Source organism: Wohlfahrtiimonas chitiniclastica (assembly GCF_002252325.1).
GTDB lineage: Bacteria > Pseudomonadota > Gammaproteobacteria > Cardiobacteriales > Wohlfahrtiimonadaceae > Wohlfahrtiimonas > Wohlfahrtiimonas chitiniclastica.
Genome location: NZ_NEFL01000001.1, coordinates 884,463 through 904,675 on the forward strand (window position 1 = coordinate 884,463; position 20,213 = coordinate 904,675).

The 20,213-nt window shown below is 40.9% G+C and carries 17 protein-coding genes, 2 tRNA genes and 1 pseudogene; 8 read left to right on the forward strand and 12 right to left on the reverse strand.

Features of this window, described 5'->3' with window-relative positions; genetic code table 11:
* Positions 1-137: 137 nt before the first annotated feature.
* The 5 genes from B9T10_RS04145 to B9T10_RS04165 all read left to right on the forward strand — a co-directional run bounded on the left by B9T10_RS04145 (position 138) and on the right by B9T10_RS04165 (position 2,999).
* Complete coding sequence (locus B9T10_RS04145) at positions 138-449, forward strand: helix-turn-helix domain-containing protein (protein ID WP_094488290.1); 312 nt, start codon at positions 138-140, stop codon at positions 447-449.
* Positions 450-773, forward strand: coding sequence for an MATE family efflux transporter (locus B9T10_RS04150; protein WP_094537927.1), 324 nt, complete (start codon positions 450-452; stop codon positions 771-773).
* Between the two features lie 406 nt (positions 774-1,179).
* Complete coding sequence (locus tag B9T10_RS04155) at positions 1,180-1,740, forward strand: hypothetical protein (RefSeq protein ID WP_008316981.1); 561 nt, start codon at positions 1,180-1,182, stop codon at positions 1,738-1,740.
* Between the two features lie 68 nt (positions 1,741-1,808).
* A complete protein-coding gene (locus B9T10_RS04160) occupies positions 1,809-2,174 on the forward strand; it encodes a plasmid mobilization protein (protein ID WP_063503730.1) in 366 nt (121 codons plus the stop codon).
* 138 nt (positions 2,175-2,312) lie between these two features.
* Positions 2,313-2,999 (forward strand): IS6 family transposase, encoded by a 687-nt coding sequence (locus B9T10_RS04165; RefSeq protein WP_063455847.1) that lies wholly within the window; start codon positions 2,313-2,315, stop codon positions 2,997-2,999.
* A gap of 587 nt (positions 3,000-3,586) precedes the next feature.
* Here B9T10_RS04165 and B9T10_RS10355 read toward each other — a convergent pair.
* Together B9T10_RS10355 and B9T10_RS04175 are read right to left on the reverse strand one after the other, a co-directional pair.
* Positions 3,587-4,026, reverse strand: a pseudogene (locus B9T10_RS10355) (GNAT family N-acetyltransferase).
* A gap of 131 nt (positions 4,027-4,157) precedes the next feature.
* Positions 4,158-4,234: transfer RNA gene (locus B9T10_RS04175), tRNA-Met, on the reverse strand.
* A 141-nt stretch (positions 4,235-4,375) separates the two neighbouring features.
* Between B9T10_RS04175 and ddpX the strand changes: the two genes are divergently transcribed.
* On the forward strand, positions 4,376-4,933 hold the full coding sequence (ddpX, locus tag B9T10_RS04180; RefSeq protein WP_008315221.1) for a D-alanyl-D-alanine dipeptidase: 558 nt from the start codon (positions 4,376-4,378) through the stop codon (positions 4,931-4,933).
* A gap of 29 nt (positions 4,934-4,962) precedes the next feature.
* On the opposite strand, the gene B9T10_RS04185 is transcribed toward ddpX, so the two are convergent.
* The 6 genes from B9T10_RS04185 to B9T10_RS04210 form a co-directional block, all read right to left on the reverse strand.
* Positions 4,963-5,235, reverse strand: a complete 273-nt coding sequence (locus tag B9T10_RS04185; protein ID WP_018121811.1) for an oxidative damage protection protein — start codon at positions 5,233-5,235, stop codon at positions 4,963-4,965.
* Positions 5,236-5,303: 68 nt separating this feature from the next.
* Positions 5,304-6,239, reverse strand: a complete 936-nt coding sequence (locus B9T10_RS04190) for a ribose-phosphate pyrophosphokinase (RefSeq protein ID WP_026165654.1) — start codon at positions 6,237-6,239, stop codon at positions 5,304-5,306.
* A 139-nt stretch (positions 6,240-6,378) separates the two neighbouring features.
* A tRNA-Gln gene (locus B9T10_RS04195) sits at positions 6,379-6,453 on the reverse strand.
* A gap of 282 nt (positions 6,454-6,735) precedes the next feature.
* Positions 6,736-7,527 (reverse strand): segregation and condensation protein A, encoded by a 792-nt coding sequence (locus tag B9T10_RS04200; RefSeq protein WP_018121809.1) that lies wholly within the window; start codon positions 7,525-7,527, stop codon positions 6,736-6,738.
* Position 7,528: 1 nt separating this feature from the next.
* On the reverse strand, positions 7,529-8,521 hold the full coding sequence (locus B9T10_RS04205) for a tryptophan--tRNA ligase (RefSeq protein ID WP_094537928.1): 993 nt from the start codon (positions 8,519-8,521) through the stop codon (positions 7,529-7,531).
* 9 nt (positions 8,522-8,530) lie between these two features.
* Complete coding sequence (locus tag B9T10_RS04210; RefSeq protein WP_063455124.1) at positions 8,531-9,199, reverse strand: site-2 protease family protein; 669 nt, start codon at positions 9,197-9,199, stop codon at positions 8,531-8,533.
* A gap of 210 nt (positions 9,200-9,409) precedes the next feature.
* Between B9T10_RS04210 and B9T10_RS04215 the strand changes: the two genes are divergently transcribed.
* Together B9T10_RS04215 and B9T10_RS04220 are read left to right on the forward strand one after the other, a co-directional pair.
* Positions 9,410-10,267, forward strand: a complete 858-nt coding sequence (locus B9T10_RS04215; protein WP_094492350.1) for a pilus assembly FimT family protein — start codon at positions 9,410-9,412, stop codon at positions 10,265-10,267.
* A 21-nt stretch (positions 10,268-10,288) separates the two neighbouring features.
* On the forward strand, positions 10,289-11,368 hold the full coding sequence (locus B9T10_RS04220) for a PilW family protein (protein WP_094537929.1): 1,080 nt from the start codon (positions 10,289-10,291) through the stop codon (positions 11,366-11,368).
* Between the two features lie 75 nt (positions 11,369-11,443).
* On the opposite strand, the gene B9T10_RS04225 is transcribed toward B9T10_RS04220, so the two are convergent.
* From B9T10_RS04225 to B9T10_RS04240, 4 genes are all read right to left on the reverse strand, one after another.
* On the reverse strand, positions 11,444-14,728 hold the full coding sequence (locus tag B9T10_RS04225) for a translocation/assembly module TamB domain-containing protein (RefSeq protein ID WP_094537930.1): 3,285 nt from the start codon (positions 14,726-14,728) through the stop codon (positions 11,444-11,446).
* An 8-nt stretch (positions 14,729-14,736) separates the two neighbouring features.
* Positions 14,737-15,495 carry a Nif3-like dinuclear metal center hexameric protein gene (locus B9T10_RS04230; protein WP_094537931.1) on the reverse strand — a complete coding sequence of 253 codons (759 nt, stop codon included), beginning with the start codon at positions 15,493-15,495 and terminating at the stop codon, positions 14,737-14,739.
* Entirely contained in the window at positions 15,492-17,180 is a 1,689-nt protein-coding gene (locus tag B9T10_RS04235) for a hypothetical protein (protein WP_246782145.1), read from the reverse strand. Before B9T10_RS04235 ends, B9T10_RS04230 begins: the two co-directional genes overlap by 4 nt.
* Before the next feature lie 61 nt (positions 17,181-17,241).
* Complete coding sequence (locus B9T10_RS04240) at positions 17,242-20,136, reverse strand: insulinase family protein (protein ID WP_094537933.1); 2,895 nt, start codon at positions 20,134-20,136, stop codon at positions 17,242-17,244.
* Between the last annotated feature and the right edge of the window lie 77 nt (positions 20,137-20,213).

Here is a 20,213-nt window from a genome sequence, read left to right on the forward strand (position 1 = left end):
CAGTTCTCTTAATTGGATTAATCTTCTGTATCATATAAAATTTACCTTTAATCTTAGCTATTCACTATAATAGCTACTCATTTAGATATGATAATAGTGAACGATTGTTCACTTGTCAACTCAATTTATGGTGAACAATGTTTGGTGATCGACTAAAAGAAGAACGAAATAAAATAAAACTTTCACAAGAAGTTTTTGGCGCTATTGCAGGTGTCAGTAAAAAATCACAAATAAATTATGAAAAAGGTGAGCGTTATCCCGACCTTAAATACCTACAAAACATTGCAGAATTAGGTTGTGATGTGCAATACATTATTACTGGTATTTCTTCATCCTCTCTCATTTCTAAAGAACACTCAGAAATACTTAATTTATTTAACAATGCTAATCCCTCTCTACAAAAAGCAGCTATTCAAGTGCTTAATACTAAGCTTGGTAAGGACTCATAAATGATGAAACACGACGAAAAACGAACTATTGCTGAGATTAACCGTGATATTGAAAAATCAGTGAATAAAAATATATATTCGCAATACAAATACAACATACTCACAAGTATATTTTTAACTGCACTCCTGTTGATATCATATCTAGTAATAAGCTTCTCTTCCTTTAACAGCTCATGGATTGTATTTATCCTTGCTTGCTTATTCATGGTCATGACTATCGTATTAAAAAAGCTATACAAAAAAGTCCACCAACAAGAACAAGTCTCTATTACAGAAATTCAACAAAAATCGGGCGATTTCTATCCAGAATCCAATAAATCATGATATATCCACCTGTATATAAAATCGTTAGATTTCACAAAAAGGGTTTTAGGGACTTTCCCTAAGCACTACGCATAAGATGACAAAAATTTATTTTTGGTATCATGCGTAATCGTGCCTATATTTTTTTGAATTCTCTTTTCTGACTATCTCATAGCATAAATCTAAACTACCAACGAATATAAAAAAATAAATAAATATCAATTAGCTAAATAAAAAATTAGGGTGATAATAAAAAATTTATATTATTTAATTTTAGTTTATTTGATTTTTATTGACCATTTTTCTTCATTAACCAAGCTAAATTTTAGTTAATTTTACTAATTATGATTTTATTTGATTTTTAATCTTTATCGCAGCTATATAATTGTTATAATGAAAAAATATTAATTATTTTATTGGCACTATAATGAACTTATATAACAAGTTAGAACGAATTGTTAACGGTGAAGAAAAACTATATTTTTCTAATCTTGCTCGATTTATTGCTTTTTATTTTGATGACATCGAGAAGCAAATTAAAACACAAACATTACGAGATATTGCATCATCAATTAACCAATTTATAGATCGGTCCTTTGAATCCAAAAATTTATTCATTAAATCTAACATCAAAGAAAATTCTTTTTATGTTGCCTTTAAAAAAGAAAAAGACAAAAGAAATATGACACAAACTCACCATGGTAAGTTTAGTCATGAGCAACCTATAAGATCTGAGAGTATCCAACAACAAGATGATAAATCACTATTAACTAATTTATTAAATGAATGCAGTTATCAACTCGATGATTATTTATGGTTAGAAAAAGTTCTCGAATACTACCCATTAAACAAAACTGTATTGAAAAAAATATTAACTAATCAGATAAGTGAAGAAGAGCTCAATCAAATGAATTTAAGTAGAATTGATCATATTGAGAATATAAAAAAAGTTAACAACTATATTTCACAAAAAATTTCTGCCAAATAACTTAAAGAATCTGGAATTTTTTAAATAATCTACAATACACACTCAATATGCATAAAAAGGTAAGTAATTTGAAAAAACAAAATAGAAGCATCCAAGTAGGCATTAGATTTACAGAAGAAGAATTTGCACCCTATAAATCTGCAGCAGAAAAGCTAGGTCTGTCGAATGCTGAATTATTAAGAGCTGTGCTTCTTAATAATTTTGATCCTAAAATACATGACAAGAAAACCAGAAAAGACATCGAGAAACTGCTTTTTTATTTTAATAAGGCTAGTAACAATATCAATCAATTAGCTAAAGTTATTAATACTCAAGCTAAGACTAGCAATATAGATACAAAAAAATTAATTCAGTTTTACTCAAAATTAAATAGAATTTATGACAGCTTTGAAAATGGTATCGAACATGCAAAAAAATCAAGTGATCCACGCTAAGATTTAAGCATCATCTTCTAATTGGCTTATTAATTACTAGGGCATGTTGAACATTTGAGTTCAAAATAAAGGTTCTGTCGCATTAAGAAATCACAATTGATATTATCAGTGAATACATTGAATTAACAGGGATTGATAATGGGAATAGTTCAAGAATCATTTAAGCGTTTACACTATCCAACTGAAATTATCCTGTTATGTTTACGATGGTATCTTTCTTATTCTCTCAGCTTGAGAAATTTAGAAGAAATGATGTTAGAACGAGGCATTATTGTGGATCATTCTACGATTCATCGTTGGATTTTGAGATTATCACCGCTGCTTACCAAAAATGCTCATAAAAGACGAATTCTATATGGTGGGAGTTGGTATATCGATGAAACTTACATCAAAATCAAAGGAAAGTGGCATTATCTCTATCGAGCTGTGAATGCTAGTGGTCATACAATCGATTTTATGTTGAGTAAGCGTCGAGATAAAAGATCCGCTAAACGATTCTTCAGTAAGGCCATGGAAAAGAATTTATGCATAAGTACCGCTAATATCGATAAAAGCGGTGCTAATCAGGCTGCTTTAATGGATTTTATCAGCCCACATGGTTTTAATTTTAAAATCAGGCAATGCAAGTATAAAAACAATATTATTGAACAAGATCATCGGTTTATTAAGAAGCGATGCCGGCCTATGTTAGGGTTCAAAACCTATAAAACCGCACAAATATTAATTGCAGGCATTGAAACATTACATAAGGTTCATAAAAAACAGATACACACGGAAGGATTCTATTTGGATCCTGTGGCAACCTTTTACTCTTTGGTTGGCTAATGGATAATCCCAGTTGAAAAACTGGTTTTGAATTTCTTAATGCGACAGAACCATATTATAAACTTCAAAGACTTATAACTAATTGTGCCAAAATTGTGCCAAAATTGGAGTTTTACCCACTAAAACACAAAAAACTTGTTTACAGATAAACCCTTATCAATAGAACTTTATCTCCGTGCATTCAAATTACATATTCTATTAACTAATGGATCACTATTCATACAATTTATATTGTCACCACGTATTTCATAGAGAGTAATTTATAAATTATTAATTTTTAATATATTCATCGGAAACTCATTACAATCTAACAGCACCCAAAAATCACATATAAATCATTGATTTTAAATAATATAAAATGTAATAATTTTTTCTAATATTGTCTTACAAATATTACATTTTTTCTTACAAGATTGATTTTAAATAAAAAAAATTCCATGCAATGTTATATAGATTTTCTAACAATGTTAGAGATTGTAATAAAATTTTCTAACAGAAAAAGTACTTATTAATTAGTGTGTTATATATAAAAAATAGGCTATGTTAGATTGTAATGAGTTTCCGATGCATATCAAATATTTTTCAACTTATTTTTGATATTTCATAGTCAAAATAGGATAAGGTTTACCTTCCATATCAGTCTCTGAGCGCTTAACAACGATAAAGCCCATATATTGATAAAAGCCAATTGCCTGTGGGTTTTGCTCATTCACATCCACTTCATTAACCTGAAGCTCATTTAAAGCTTATTCTAGCAACTGTTTGCCAATACCCTGCCTATGTGCATTTAAGCCAATAAAAAGCATCTCAATGCGACTCTCGTGCGTCCCTATGAACCCTAGTGGCATATCCTGATTATCCAAAACCATAAACAACGTCACATTCGGATGTACTGCTTTTTAATTAATGGCTTTAAACCATCTATATCTGATTCAGGTAAAAAGTCATGCGTGGCACGAACAGATGATCCCCAAATTACAATGAGCACATCATATTGTGATGGATTAGCTCGTTGAATTTTACTCAACTTTTTCTGTAGCTCTCTCTCTTTTTTAAAGGAATAAACACAGTAAAAAAACAAATGTGGACAGAAATGTGGACAAGAAAGCTTTAGGCAACAAAAAAGCCCTTGAATAACAAGGGCTTAGATGCTTTATATGGTGGACATAGGTGGAATCGAACCACCGACCCCAGCATTATGAGTGCTGTGCTCTAACCAGCTGAGCTACATGTCCGTACTGTGTTGAGGAGTCGCATTATAAAGAGGTTCTATAGAGTCGTCAATACTATTTTTCGATTTGATCATTCTTTGATCAAAATAACACAAATCTTTTCAGAGCGCTATCATAACTCCTTGTCTTATAAAGAGGTTAGCCATGAGTGATTTAGTCGAACTGACGCCCGAATCCCACAATATTATCATAGATATGCCCTATGCAGATGAAAGAAATTTCACGCATCGCGCAGTGTATGATCAAGCACGCGTATTATTGCACAAAGATGCAGAACTTAAATTCCGTAAAGCCATCGAACAAGCCGCTCATTTAGGGCTACAATTTGTCGTGTATGATGCTTATCGTCCACCTAAGGCACAATTTATTTTCTGGGATCATACGCCCGATCCTGACTTTTTAGCCAATCCACACAAACGCGGCTCGCCCCATTCTCGTGGCGTTGCCCTTGATGTTGGTTTAGTGGATATGAAAACACAGCAATACCTCGACATGGGCACGCCCTTTGACAGCTTTTTACCCGAATCTTGGCATGCCAATTACAATGTCTCCATTGAGGCACAAAAAAATCGCCTGATGCTTGCAGGCATGATGCTCAATGCAGGCTTTGATAATTACTCCCATGAATGGTGGCATTACCAGTTTTTTAACAGCTATGAATACCCACTTGTGGAAGATGATCGCTTAGGCGTCATCGAATAACAAAAAACCGCTCAAACGAGCGGTTTTTATCATTTCTCAGGCACAAATTGATCTGGCAATTGAATGTCACTGTCTTCAAAGAAGAATTTGACCATTTGCTCTTCAATGAACTTACGCGCATTCGGATCTAAAGGATTCACGCGATACTCATTGATCAAAATGGTTTGTTGTTTTAACCATTGCTGCCAAGCTTCGTTAGACACATTTTCAAAGATTTTTTGACCGATCTCACCTGGGTACATCGGACGAGCTAAACCTTCAGCCTCTTTTTTTAATTTTTGACAAAATACAGTGCGTGACATTTTCAATCCTCTATAAAAAACAAAAGCCAGATAAAAATCTGGCTTTATAATATAACTTAAATTTTCAATTAAGCAAAAAGGCTGCTCACTGATTCTTCCGCATGGATACGGCGGATGGTATTGGCAATGATGTGTGACACAGACAATACACGAATTTTTTCACAGGCTTCTGCTTCAGGACGCAATGGAATCGTATCTGTCACGATCATTTCATCTAACGCTGAGTTTTCGATGTTTTGGATCGCTTTGCCCGATAAAATTGGGTGAGAACAGTAAGCACGTACAGACAATGCACCATTTTCTTTCAATACATTCGCAGCAGAAGCTAAAGTACCTGCTGTATCAACGATGTCATCCACGATCACACAGTTTTTACCACGCACATCACCAATGATGTTCATCACTTCAGAGACGTTTGGCGCAGGGCGACGTTTATCAATGATCACTAAATCATTGGTTTCTAATTGTTTTGCAATCGCACGCGCACGCAATACACCACCAACATCAGGCGAAACAACACATAAATTTTCTGGTTGTAAACCGATGATGTCACGGTACATTACTGGAGTTGCATAGATGTTATCGACAGGAATTTCAAAGAAACCTTGAATTTGGTCAGCATGAAGATCAATCGTCAATACACGGTCACAGCCAACGCTTGTGATCATATTTGCCACAACTTTAGCAGAAATTGGTACACGCGCTGAACGAGGGCGACGATCTTGTCTTGAATAACCAAAGTAAGGGATAACCGCTGTGATACGCATTGCAGACGCACGACGAAGTGCATCGACAGTCACCAATAACTCCATTAAGTTATCATTGGTTGGATAGCAAGTGGGTTGAATCAAGAAAACATCTTTACCACGAACGTTTTCATCGATAGAAACCATGACTTCACCATCAGAAAAACGACCAACAGTAGCTTTACCGAGAGTCATTCCTAGGTGTTCAACAATTTTTTCCGCTAATTCTGGGTTTGCGTTACCAGCAAAGATCATCATCTGAGCGCCGCTCATGACTATATTTCCTTGATTAAAAAGTGATGGATATGAAGATGATGTTTGCAGCATGGATATATGACTATATTTTTCATAAGCATTAGAAGCTCAAAACTGCAAACTCAATTGAAAAGAAGAAATTTGGCTGGGCTGCCAGGATTCGAACCTGGGAATGGCGGGATCAAAACCCGCTGCCTTACCGCTTGGCTACAGCCCAAAAGATGGATTGCATTATAGGGATTTTTGAGGACTTGTCTACCCCTATATGTGCGTAACTTTTGATCAATTATAATAATTTATTATTTTTCAGCGAGTTACATTAAAAATTTCTTTGATTTTTTTGAAAAAAGTTGTTGCGCACAGCTTGACCCCTGACAATATACCTTTTTTCACCCCATTTTTTTATGATTCTTTTTAAAAAATTCTGAAAAAACTTTTAAAAAAAGTGCCAAAAAAACAAAACCGCCTAAAAATTAGGCGGTTTTGATATCAGCGATCCTCATTTGAGCTTCAAATGAATGGTGCCATATGCATCATCTTGGACAATTTCCACCATTTGTTGCTTCGTCAACTCTAAAATCGCCATAAACGATACCACAACGCCAAGCTTGCCCTCTTTTAAATTGAGCACTTTCTCAAAGGAGATGAAAGCCACATCACTTAAACAGTCTAAAATGTTCACCATGCGCTCTTGCACCGACAAGACTTCCGTCGTGATCACATGCTGCGTATAGTGCGCTTGATCCTTCAATAGACGCTTTAACGCCGCTGTGAGCTGATCAATGTGCACCTCGGGTAAGGCTTCATTGACAATGAGCTCTGGCAGCACCGGCGTGATGGGGAAAATCTCTTCCTCAAAGCGTGGCAACAATTGCAGCGCTTGTGCCGCTTCCTTATATTGTGCATACAATTGTAAGCGCTCCATGAGCTCTTGACGCGGATCTGTGCCCTCTTCTTCCTCTTCCACTGTGGGATGCTTTGGCAATAAGAGGCGCGATTTGATCTCAGCGAGCCAGGCCGCCATCACTAAGTAATCAGATGCCAACTCAAAGCGATCTTTTTTCAGCACATCCACATAGGACATATATTGACGCGCAATTTCAGACAAGGGAATGTCCAAAATATCAAAGTGATTTTTACGGATCAAATACAGCAATAAGTCAAAAGGTCCTTCAAAGGCATCAAGCCACAGCTCAAGCGCATCGGGCGGAATGAAGAGATCCGTCGGTGCTGCCACCGTTTCCCCTTTATAAATCGCCCCAACGTTGTCCTGCTCAAAGGATAACTGCATCTTATAGACCCACAGCTTTTTTCAAATCTGCAATGAATGGCACAGTATGCGCGCGTGCTTTCTCAGCGCCTTGCAATAAGATGTTTTCCACATATTGCGGATTGGCCATCAATTCATTGTATTTTTCACGTGGTTCACTGAGTAAAGCATTGACCTTTTCAAAGAGCACTTGCTTCATCTCGCCCCAAGCAATGCCTTCTGCATACGCTTGACGGATCTGTGCGCACTCTTCTTCAGTGGCAAAGGCTTTATACATTTCATACAATGTGGATTGATCGGGATCTTTTGGTTCACCCGGCTCACTTGAATCGGTCACAATGCGCATAATCGCTTTACGCAACTGTTTTTCAGGCAAGAACAATGGAATGGTATTGTTATAACTCTTACTCATTTTACGACCATCTGTGCCCGGCAATAATGCAACATTGTCAGCAATTTTGGCTTCTGGCAAGACAAAGTGCTCACCATATAAATAGTTAAAACGCTGGGCAATGTCACGCGCCATTTCCACATGCTGAATCTGATCGCGCCCGACAGGCACATCGGTGGCATTGAACATTAAAATGTCCGCCGCCATCAACACAGGATACGAGAATAAACCCATGGTGATGCCTTTATCTGCATCTTCATCATTGCTTGTATTCGCATCCACAGCTGCTTTATAAGCATGCGCACGATTCATCAGCCCTTTGGCCGTCACACAGGTCAATAACCACATCAATTGCGTGATTTCAGGAATGTCTGATTGACGATAAAACGTGGCTTTTTCTGTGTCTAATCCTAAAGCGAGCCACGTTGCAGCAATCTCTTGACGCGACTGAATGATGCGCTCAGGTTCTTGGCATTTGATCAAGGCATGATAATCGGCTAAAAAGAAAAAGCAGTTATCATTTTCCTGACTCATTTTAATGGCAGGACCAATGGCACCTGCATAGTTGCCAAGATGTGGCGTGCCTGTGGTGGTAATCCCCGTTAATATAATTCGTTGAGACATTTGACTATCCTAAAAAAAGACTCCGACAATGGATAAAATAAGTTTGATCACATAGCTTGAGATCAAGCCTAACGGTAAAATGTTTAAATACAGTAGCCCAAGTAAAATCCACACGCCATACGGCTCGATTTTTTCTAATTGTTTGGCCGCATTGTAAGGCAACAGCATCATCGCGATGCGTCCGCCATCAAGGGGTGGAATGGGCATTAAGTTTAACACCATTAAAAAGACATTGATGGAGACACCAAAATACGCCATTTTTAACAATCCAAGCCCCATGCTCGGCTCATTTGTGACATGCATGGTGCTTGAGACAATCATCAACACCAACGCCCAAATAAAGCCTTGAATGAGATTTGATAAAGGCCCTGCAAATGCCGTCAATGCAATGTCTTTGCGTGGGTTTTTAAAATTGCGTGGATCAAATGGCACTGGCTTTGCCCAACCAAAAACAAACATCGAGCCTGCCATGCTTGACACCACAAGCATCACCATGGGCACCACAATCGTCCCGATCGGATCAATGTGCTTTAACGGTGACAAAGACAAACGCCCCTGCATTTTCGCCGTATTATCGCCTAACAGATTGGCCATATAGCCGTGCGCCGCTTCATGAACAGTGATGGCAAATATCAATGGGATGATCATCAACAATAAGGTGGGCAAATCAAATTCCATAAACACTTCCAAATAATGAGAAAGGTTCAATTGTAACAAAAAAGGCAACGGCTGCCGAAAAGATCACGCACTTTTCCCAATGGCTCAATCACCACAATTTTGATCTAGATTCAACATTATGGGGCGGTATTTTTGCCCTCATAATGCTACAATAGCAAAATTTTAATCATACTTACTTGTATTCTATTGGCCAACATAAGGTTATAACAAATGCGATCACATAGAACCCTTCACAGCAAAGGTTATACGCTCATTGAGCTGATGATAACTTTGGTGATTTTCGCCATCATTGCCCTCTTTGGCTTGCCCGCATTTTATGCATTTTTGGGCAAATCAGACATGAAAAACCAAGTGGCTCAAGCCGCAAACTTCCTGCGCTCTGCCCAAGAGATTGCCACAGCCACGAACCGCACAGTTTATGTTTATACAGAAGGCTATAAAGGTTATGATGCTGCAAACAAAGCCCAAAAAGAGAGCTACTGGAATCAACCTTGGATCATGTCCTTTAAACCTGTGGGCAGAGATTTTGTGACCTTTAAAAAGCAAGAAGATGAGCTTTTAAAAGACAATTCACCGTATGAAATTGCCCGTCAAAGAGTCTTTAAAGATAATGGCCAATTTAACATCTACACTCTAGAAAGCGCCATGAATGCAAGCAATGGTTTGATCAGTGAACCTGGTGGCATTTATGCGCTCAATGGTTATCGCAGTCAAAATGGTGGCAAACCAGGTTTTCTTAAATTTTCACCGTCCGGTGAGGTGACATTGCCCATTTTTGTCATTGCTAAAAAGGGGAAAAACTATTCATTCACTAGCCTTTCAGCGAAATGGCGTGATGTATTTGATGGTACCTATAAAGGTTTTGCTAAGGGCAATTCAACGGGTAACGTTGTGGCGCTCTTAGGCGGTTGTCGCACCCATCAAGGCAAAATTGCAGACACCATCAGTTACACGTTTAACCAAGATGCCATGCTCCCTGCGGATCTGTTCGCGATGGACTCAGCGAATAAATTTTCCCCAGCCTTTGCCTTTGGCAATTCAGCCTGCCATTCAGTTTTCATGCAATAAACCGTTAAGTTAGGACATCACATGTTAAAAATACCTCACAGTAAAGGGTTGTCCATCATTGAATTGATGGTGGCATTGGCCCTTGGCATTTTGCTTCTTTTCTCCATGTTGGCGTTTTATGCCGTAACGCAGCAAAATGTCACCACGCATCGGATTGCCAATCAAGAGCAACAACAATTGCGCAAGCTCTTCAATCTCTTATCAAAAGATTTAGAAAATGTGGGCGCGTTTGAATGCGCTAAAAACAGCGACATCTTTGATGACAATCGTTTCCCACGCAATGTCATCGCGCTTGGTGACTATAAAAATAGAGATCGTAAACAATTTGTGTTTGCCCATCCGATCACAGAAGCACATGTGATGGACAGCCTTGGCATCATTGAAGCAACGGGCAATGAGCTCAATTATAGCCCCATTAAAGTGGCATCAAGCTGCGGGCAAGACGACAGCAGCCTATATGTGGGTGCCACCATTCTTGAAGTGATTCCACCGAAAGCTAAACATGGCATTTTCATCACCACACAAGAGTTTACGTCTCAATATACAGATTTCGTCATTCTCTCTACATATCAAACCCGCGTCAGTAAAGAAAGTGACTTGGTGCCCACAGGCTGGAAAACTAACAATGCCCATAAAACGGTGGTTTCTCCTTATCCTTTAAGCATTCATGATGCCGTTTCTCTACTACTGATGGCCAATGAAAAGGAAATGCGCCTACCCTTTAAACAAAATGATGTGAAAATTGAATTAGGCTTCTCAAACCATCAAGAGTCCTCTTCTGTGCCAAACATCAAAATGACTAGTTTAACCACAGGCGGCTGGTTAGATCCTTATGAGAATGAAACCAAATACAATTTAATTGTGGACAAAACAGGCAACCACGAAACCTCTAAAAAGGTGAACAATCGACTTCACAGTGAGTTTGCAGCACCGATTAAAGATATGATCACCTATCCTTTAAATAAAAAGGCGACCGAGCAAGTGCGCGCCATCCGTTTTACTTTCACGCTTGTGAATCCTAAAACCAATGAAAAAAGCATGATTGAACGCGTCATCCGTTTTAAAAATATGCATTTAAACTCATTGCATAAAGATGCGTAAATCATAAAATTTCATGACTGACGTATCATAAAAAAGCCATCAATTTCTGATGGCTTTTTGTTTGACTTTATTTTGCTAAATCTCTTTAGAGAACCTTAGATCAATCGTCGAGTATTCATCGCTCACCTGTGTATCAAAGCTAAAGTACTTTAAGAAGTTATAACGCATGATGCCAAAGGCGCCATTGCTCTCTTCAAAAATACTAAAGCCAATGCCCACATAAAAGTTGGGCGTTAAATATTTACCGATGCCAAGGCTCGTGTTACCTGACAGATCCTTCATCACACCAAAGTCCGTTAAGCCAACACTTTTTGCAAAGCCATCTTCCGGTGATGTGACAATTTCACCGGATGCAATGCGCTGTGCCATTTTGGCAATTTGCAGCACTTCAATCGCCGTCAATGAATCCACATCCGTCCCTAACGCTAAATAAGAGACAATGGAGTTTGCTGGCATCGTCGGCTGAGAGAATAAGTTCAACTTCGGATTATTCGCCGTGCCTGTCACGCGCACACCCACGCTCACCTTAGAGCCCGTGCGTTTGTTGTCAAACACGCGGGATGCTTGGAATTCAATATTCGGATTGGTCATATTGAGCCCTGTAAACTGAATGCGCCCTTTATCGAGCGTCAATTCTTGCCCAAGCACATTGTACACACCGCTGCCAATATTGATGATGCCAATCGCCATCAAGGGTTCATTGATGCTCTTTTTAAGGTCAATTCCCCCTGTCAATTTACCCACAAAGCCAACGGCACCCACAGAGACTTTATCACCTAAGGAGATGTTAAAGTTCATGGAGGCTTTTTTCCAAAAATCTGGTTGTTCTTTATCAGTCGGGGGCGGTAATTTCGATGAAATTACAATGGTATCTGGTGACACATGTTCAACGCTGCCGCGCGGATCATCTGAGCTCTTATAAATAAAGCGCAGCTCCGGAATTTTCAATCCCCCTTGAATGTTGAGCTGACCATTACGCATGGTGACATCCGCATTTGGGGAAACAAGCGCTTTAACATTGGTGCTGTCCGCAAGGAGCAATTGATCGCCCCGCAATTTTAAATTGGCATTGAGGGTGACCAAATCAACATCCCCAAGGATCGTCATGCGACCTTTACCTGCCATCAAACCACCGGTGATGTTCAATGTGGGCTGCCCTTTATTAAGCACCACATTGAGCGCAATGTTTTTGAGCAAAGTATTGTATTCCGCATTATAGATCTCACCATTGGCGAGCCCCATTTTAAAGCCCACTTCCACGCCTTTTGGCTTAGACAGTTCGCCCGCTGCTTCCGCCTGCATGGTCAATTGACCTTCAAGCTTTTGTAGCTGTGGCACAATCGGAAGAATCCATTTTAATGTGGGCGCATTGCCATCAATTTTTGCTTTGACCAATTGACGGCCAAAAGGATCATCTAATGAACCGCCACCATGAATCTGTAAATATTGCCCCCAATCCACATCCACCGTTGAGGTGATGGCTTCAGGCTTAGCACGCACCAATACTTGTGTTTTCGTTAATGGCACATTGATCTCATAGCCTTGCATGCGATAGCGAATTTGCCCAGAGGATAATGAAGCATCCACAATCCCATTGAAACTCTTTTGATCCTTAAATTGCCCAGCCACCACAAGATCTGCGGTGGTATTGACTTGAATTTCAGGCGGTAAAAATGCATTGATGCGCTTAGGTTGCAAACGGCGCACCGCCAGCGTCCCAAAGCTATTGCCTTCATGATGCTGACCTTGCACACAAATGGTGGTGGGTAACTCTGCTAAACAGAGTTGGGATAAACTCACATCACCACTAGATGCCACAACTTTCGCAGGATTGAGCAAGGTATAGCGCCCGATGATGTCGCTGTACACATCAAAACGGTTAATATCGAGCGTCCACTCTTGTTCCCCTTCAGCATTTGTTGCCACATGCCCGATGCCTTTAAAATCTGTGGTGTTAAAAATACTGCGGATTTTAAAATCAATGTCATGTGTTTCTAGTGATCCCACCGTGGTGAATGTCATTTGATCAATGAGGGTTTTCTCTTTATCCACAATGTTTTTTGCCGTCACGGCAATGTCAAACTGTTCAATTTTTTCCGCATGGAGCTCAACTTTACCCGACTGCAAGGAAAACTCATCAAACTTTAGATTGTTCAGCGCCGCCACAAAATTGGTGGTTTGCACCTCATTGTGCTCAGCCGTCACGGTGAGTTCATCAAGGATCAAGCCAAAGCCTTCAATGTCGTGGCCTTTAATGTCACCGGATAAGAGCGGCTTTTTCACATCGCCCGCGATGCTAAAATCACCTTTTAAAGCCCCTGAAATGTCGGGATAGGCATCTTTTAGCTGTGCAAGATACAAATCTAAATTCGCTTGAATCTCTGTGGGGCGACTCAGTGACCATTGCCCTGTTGTTGCCAACTGATTAGAGATGTTAAAGAGCGTCAAATCCCACGCCACATCCGCTTGATTGCGAATGTCAATCGCGCTCTCGATCACCAAAGGCTTGGCCAATTTATTCGGCCAGTTAAAGGTGATGCTGTCATGAATGGTTAAATCATTTAAAGAACCCGTTAAAATCAAACTCATGGCATGATCAAAATAATCATCCCCCACGCGCATCTCTCGGGTGGCATTTTTCAAGCGAATGTTGATGTGATCATTGACCTTATCTGCATCAATGCTCGCGCTCATGTTCAAAGGTAATGTCACCTCTTCACCAATATTGAGAAGCCCTTGATACAGCACATCTTTAAATGCCCATGTGGTGTGGCTGATTTCGCCATCTTTAACGCTTGCGCTCTCCACATAGACTGATAAATCCGGCAGAATCACTGCCACATCATTGGCTTCGACCGTTTGAATGTAAATGTCCACAGGCAACTGGCCGCGCTCAAAGGAGAATGGTAAAAATGGCGGCGCATTTGGATCCTCTGGCGTGGGTTCACCGGGTGTTTCAAGCATCACATCGCCGCTTTTCAGGCGCACACTTTCAATCACCACTTTACGATCTAACAAACCCTTTAGATCCCAGGCTAAGGCACCGTGATTGAGCTCAATATGATTGTCATCATTCAATTGCAAATAAAGGCGATCAAACGCAATGCTGCGCCACAATGTGCCGCTTAATTCATCGATCTGCACCATCTCATTGAGGGGCGATTTTTTAAGCCCATAATTGACGAGCTTTAAGCCACTTTCAGTCAAGAGGATAAAGGCGATCAATCCCACCACAATCACCACTAAACCCACCAAAACATAAATGAAACGCTTGAGCCAACGCCAAGGACTTTTACGCGGGGGTTTTACAGCCGCGTCTGTCGGGGCGACCGTGTGTTTCTTATCAGATTCTTCAGTCATATCACTATCTATACAGGATTGTCACAATCAATGAATTCTACATCAAGTTGATGCGTCTGAGCGAGCCATTTGCCGAAAGCCTCGATGCCATAGCGCTCGGTGGCGTGATGCCCTGCACCATAAAAATGGATGTCCATTTCACGGGCGCTGTGGGTTGTGCGCTCACTCGCTTCACCGGTTAAATAGGCATCCACGCCTGCGAGTGCGGCTTGATCAATGTAATCTTGCGCACCACCACTGCACCAAGCAACAGTTTCAATCAATTGATCACGTTCTGATGGAATGTGTAACGGCGTGCGGTTCAGCACCTTTTCAATCACATGGGCAAACGCTTCCCCCGTCATCGGTGTGGCTAAACGACCTTTTAAAATCAAAGGGTTGGGATCATGTGGATCTAACCCTTCGACCGCCTGAATGTTCAACAGCTGCCCTAAGCGCGCATTATTGCCAATCTCTGGTGCCATATCGAGGGGTAAATGATAGCCCATTAAGCCAATGTCATGCTGCATGAGTGCTTTAATGCGACGATATTTCGCATGAATCAAACGCATGTCTTCCCCGCGCCAAAAGTAACCGTGATGCACCAATATAAGATCCGCCTTACGCTCAATGGCAGCCTCAATCAGACGCATGGAAGCGGTGACACCTGTGATGATTTTTTTCACCTCATGGCGCCCTTCGATCTGTAAGCCATTCGGTGCATAATCCTTAATCGCTTTGGCATTGAGTTTGGCATCTAGGATGCGTTCTAATTCAAAAATATTCATGGCTGAGCTCCTTCACTCATGGCAATTTGTTGGCGCGGCAATTGCCACCCGTGTTCCTGACACACTTCTAAACAAGCATGATTGACCAAGCGTTCAATCCTAAAATAAGAGCCGCCACATGCCCCATCAAACTCCATGATGATGGCATATTCAATGGCTTGCCCATAAATGATGCGTTTGACCTGCACGCTTAAACTGCGTAAATATTCTGTGACACCAATGTCTGTGAGCTTTTCACGCACCTTTTCTTCAAAAGCACTGGCAACGGTGCTCACTGGCAAATCCGTATGGCAATAATCGAGCCCAAAGGTTGGAGAGACATAAAAGCCATTGATTAAATTCTCCACCTTCATGGCATAAAACTCTGGCGTTGGGATCATCGTTTCCCGAAAGAAGCTGTCTAAATAGACCATTTCTGGCGTTTGACGGCGCACTTTGGCATATTTGCCATTCGGTAAAAAGATGTCATCCCCCACTTTTGTTGGGAACCAATCCTCTTCTGAATTAAAGGGGCGCGAATTTAAATGAGCAATCTCGCTCAATGCAATGCGGATGCGGCCATTTTCCAATAATGGATTGACGCACGTACAATAAAAACTCAAGCGCGTCACCACCCAGGGAATGCCACGGTACATGATGCGTTCACCTTCGCGTACCGCACCTAAATTCAAAAAGATTTTCAGCTCACTCACATATTGTGGCGCATAATTGCGTAAACTGATGATGCCAAGGAAAATCACTAGCACCGCTAGGCCAAATAAGACCATATCCCCTTGAATGTAAATGACGCTTAAAAATGCAAGCATCGCCGCGATGTACACCACAATGCTGTAAATGATCCACAAAAAACGTAACCGCGTATTGACCTGCTTATGTGCCTCTGAACGGGCTTTGTGCCAATTGCGATTGCGTTTTTTATCAAACCACATGAATAATCGCTTAGCACCCACGCCAAAAATGAGCACAATGGTCGCGCCTGCCAACACTGCTAACAATAAAATCAAGCCGCGCCCAAGAAAAATGGAACTCAAAGCATTTTTGATGCGCACTTCTAACGGAATGTCGCTGCTTTCCAGCTCTTTGATTTGCAGCTCGATGATGTTTTTTTGATTCAGTAACTCTTGCTGATGCGCGCCCCATTGCTGGCTCAACTGTTCAATGCGCTTTTTCGCGCTCGGTGTCAATTGATCTTTCGGAATCTCTTTTAAAGCATTTAAGCCGTTCGTTAATGTTTTATAGCGTTCGGTCAGCACGCTGTTTTCATAGCTTAAACGATCTTTTTCCCGCGGCTTTGCCGTCAATGAGCGAAGCTCTGCAAACAAAGGTTTAACAATCACCAACAACTCTTCTTGCCAATTGTAATTGTCCGTCTGTTCTTGTGTTTTAAAGTTTTGGGGATTGATGCCGCCAAAGACCATCTTATTGAAAACATCCTCTAAACTCTTTTCTTGTGACTTTAAAGTTTTCAATTGCGTTTGCAGCTCTTTTTGCTGCTCTTCATCACGCGTTTTTTTCAAAGTGGCTTGAAGGTTCTTTTGTTTCTCTAAATTTTCACTCAACGATTGCTCCACGCGATTGAGCTCGGCAAATTGTCCACTGTCATCTGCATGACTGATGCCCATGACGCTCAAAAGCCCCATGATCAAAAGGGTCTGTAAACCCATCAGGAATCGTTGTCTAACCACATCATCTCCTTGATTGCGTGAATAAAAAAAAGCGCCCTTGCGAGCGCTCATTTTAACAATGTTATGCCAAAGTATAAACCTTGAGATCTGCCTTTTCTAACGCCTCTTTTGGCCCAAGGACGGCAATGTCTGCCCTTTGACCCACAAAGTATTTCTCAGTCACTGCTTTTAAGTCATCTAGCGTCACCTTCAAAACGTTCGAACGGAATGCTTCACGCACATCTGGCGTATTGCCAAAGTAATTGGCAATCGCTGTTTGTTGATATTCAGCCGCCGGAGATGCCGGCTTATCAATGCCAGAGATCACGCCAAGCACAGCCTCTTCCAATGCTAATTGCTCATGCTTGGTGTTCAGCATCCAGTCAATGGCAGCATCAAAGTCTTTCAATGTTTCAGTTAAACGAGGATCACGATAACTGAAGAAATTAAATGCGCCACCTCTTGGATTGTAATTTGCACCACCGCCATAAGCCCCTCCTTGTTCACGAATTGCACGGTGTAAATAACCGTTGCGTAAGAATCCCGCTAAAATGGTCAATGCAGGTGCATCGGCTTCTCCACTTGTTGCGGCACGATAACTTTTGCCACAATAATGCACAGGGGCATTGATGGCCCAACCGATGTTTAAAGCATCCGTTGGCACTGCAAATGGGAATTGATATGGTGCATGATCACTCACTTCGTGGCTCAATGCACGGGTGAAATAATCACTGAAACTTGGCAATTCCACCACACTTGAAACTGCCATAAGCTCATATTCAGCCGCTTGCAATTTAGTCAATAACGCTTTTAAGTCAGCGGCAAATGCTTCACATGCTGCCACATCTTTTAAGCGATTCGTCAATTGATTGCCTTGCTGAATGCCGCGCATACCGCCAAGCTCTTCAGAGAGATAATTGATCTCAGAAAGGTTTTGGCTCGCAGCGCCCATCGCATACATGTGACCATTGGACACAATACCTTCTTCACGGGATAATTTCAATTGGCTCAACAGCTCTTGAATGCGTTTGATTTCATCAAAGCGCGCATTGAAGAATGTCTCTTTTAACAGATCACTTAAGTGCGAGCTGTTGCTCGCTAGGGCCTTACCTGACAACGTCCATAAGCCTTTTAATTGACCATCTTTACGATCTGTTTGATAAACCGTTGCAGCGCTCAACCCACCGGTCACCGCATAAATGCGTGCTTGCTGCTCGGTGTAACTCAATTGACCACAGCCCACATCCGTTAAGATGCTGTTCAGGTACGGCAATAAACGGCTTTCTGCTTCAGTTAAGGCTGGCAATTTCACCAATAAGCTTTGATAGATCATGCCATTGGTGTTCACAGAACCCGTATAAATGGTTTGACCATTGACGGTGCTTGCTTCTACATGTGGGATGGCTAAAGTTTCAGGAATGTCTTCACGCGTCACCATCGGTAAACAGCTGATGTCATCAGTTTCATCTTGGCGGCGTTTTAATTCGGCAGCTTCTGCAATGATTTTTGCTTTCTCTTCATCGGTTAATTCTGCTTGAATCGCCGCTAAACGGGCTTTTTCATCCGCAACCAATTCATCAGCAAGCGTATGGCTTGGCTTCACGGTTAAACACAATTTATGTGGATTGTTGATGAGTAAGCGATCAATCAAATTCGGAATGAATTTAGGATCTTTGATCTCTTCACGCATTGTTAATAAGACATTATCAATGGCTAAAGCATCAATGGCTTCACCGCCATGAAGTACAGGCGCTAAGCATTGTAAAATCAAGTTTAAACCATAGGGCATTCTGCCTTCTGTGATTTCGCGGGCGGACAATTCAATTTGATGCAACACTGATTCCACCACAGAAACATCCACAGATTCATCGCGCACTTTAAGGAGCGTGGATAAAATCAATTCATCCACTTTTGCAGCGTCTTCTGCTTCTGCACCTTCTAAACCTGCGCTGAAGAAAATCTCTTTGGTGCTGTCTTCTAAGCCGCAGAATGTGGAGGGCGCAACGCCTAAATCAGAGGATTCTAAAGCTAAACGCAATGGTGAGCTTGAGTTATCAAGCAATACACCACTTAAAATGCGGGCACGCATCACATCATACGTATCATAAATTGGGCCAAGCAACCATGCATTGATCACATGGGTTTTCTTCTCCATGCTCTCTTCTTTTGGCAATGGATAGTAGCTGGTCACATATTTAGGTGCACTGAAGCGATGTTCATCTGGCACAGCAAAGTCAAATTTCTCTTCAGAGAAATGGGACAAGACGCGCTCTTCAAACACTTTTTGATGTTCTTTAGGATCTAAATTACCATACGTCATGATCACGCTGTTTGACGGGTGATAATGTTTGGCATGGAAAGCTTTTAATGCGTCATGTGTTAAATCAGGAATGTTCTTAGGATCGCCGCCGGAGTTGTGATGATATGTCACGGTTGGGAATAAGTTTGTAGAGATCTCTTGATAGAGTAATGAGACCGGCGAACTCATCGCGCCTTTCATCTCATTGAACACAACGCCTTTATACACCAATGGACTTTCAGGATTGTTCGGCTCTTCAAACTCAAAGCGATGCCCTTCTTGCAAGAAATCATAATAGTTTAAGTTCGGGAAAAACGCCGCATCTAAATAGATGTTCATGAGGTTGTAAAAGTCTTTCTCATTTTGGCTAGAAAATGGATACGCCGTCCAATCAGAAGAGGTGAACGCATTCATAAAGGTGTTCAAAGAACGGCGAATCATCATGAAAAATGGGTCGCGCACCGGATAATTTTTTGAACCACACAACGCCGTATGTTCAAGAATGTGTGCCACACCCGTTGAATCTTGCGGCACCGTCAAAAAGCCCACTAAAAATGTATTGTTCGTATCTTCAGAAGCGATGTGAAAATGTTTTGCTTTCGTTTCGTTGTGAACATACTCTTCTAAAGTGACGTTCAACGAGTCGATATAGGTGGATTTTAGTTGGGTAAATGACATCTGACAATTTTCCTCATCGATTAAAAATGAATGACATATTATGCCATGGATACGCTCAATAATGGCTATGGAAATGA

Excerpts from the sequence above, each read along its gene's own strand:
- B9T10_RS04145 (WP_094488290.1), top strand. The coding sequence starts at position 138 with ATGTTTGGTGATCGACTAAAAGAAGAACGAAATAAAATAAAACTTTCA.
- B9T10_RS04150 (WP_094537927.1), top strand. The coding sequence starts at position 450 with ATGATGAAACACGACGAAAAACGAACTATTGCTGAGATTAACCGTGAT.
- B9T10_RS04155 (WP_008316981.1), top strand. The coding sequence starts at position 1,180 with ATGAACTTATATAACAAGTTAGAACGAATTGTTAACGGTGAAGAAAAA.
- B9T10_RS04165 (WP_063455847.1), top strand. The coding sequence starts at position 2,313 with ATGGGAATAGTTCAAGAATCATTTAAGCGTTTACACTATCCAACTGAA.
- ddpX (WP_008315221.1), top strand. The coding sequence starts at position 4,376 with ATGAGTGATTTAGTCGAACTGACGCCCGAATCCCACAATATTATCATA.
- B9T10_RS04185 (WP_018121811.1), bottom strand. The coding sequence starts at position 5,235 with ATGTCACGCACTGTATTTTGTCAAAAATTAAAAAAAGAGGCTGAAGGT.
- B9T10_RS04190 (WP_026165654.1), bottom strand. The coding sequence starts at position 6,239 with ATGATGATCTTTGCTGGTAACGCAAACCCAGAATTAGCGGAAAAAATT.
- B9T10_RS04200 (WP_018121809.1), bottom strand. The coding sequence starts at position 7,527 with ATGCAGTTATCCTTTGAGCAGGACAACGTTGGGGCGATTTATAAAGGG.
- B9T10_RS04205 (WP_094537928.1), bottom strand. The coding sequence starts at position 8,521 with ATGTCTCAACGAATTATATTAACGGGGATTACCACCACAGGCACGCCA.
- B9T10_RS04210 (WP_063455124.1), bottom strand. The coding sequence starts at position 9,199 with ATGGAATTTGATTTGCCCACCTTATTGTTGATGATCATCCCATTGATA.
- B9T10_RS04215 (WP_094492350.1), top strand. The coding sequence starts at position 9,410 with ATGCGATCACATAGAACCCTTCACAGCAAAGGTTATACGCTCATTGAG.
- B9T10_RS04220 (WP_094537929.1), top strand. The coding sequence starts at position 10,289 with ATGTTAAAAATACCTCACAGTAAAGGGTTGTCCATCATTGAATTGATG.
- B9T10_RS04225 (WP_094537930.1), bottom strand. The coding sequence starts at position 14,728 with ATGACTGAAGAATCTGATAAGAAACACACGGTCGCCCCGACAGACGCG.
- B9T10_RS04230 (WP_094537931.1), bottom strand. The coding sequence starts at position 15,495 with ATGAATATTTTTGAATTAGAACGCATCCTAGATGCCAAACTCAATGCC.
- B9T10_RS04240 (WP_094537933.1), bottom strand. The coding sequence starts at position 20,136 with ATGTCATTTACCCAACTAAAATCCACCTATATCGACTCGTTGAACGTC.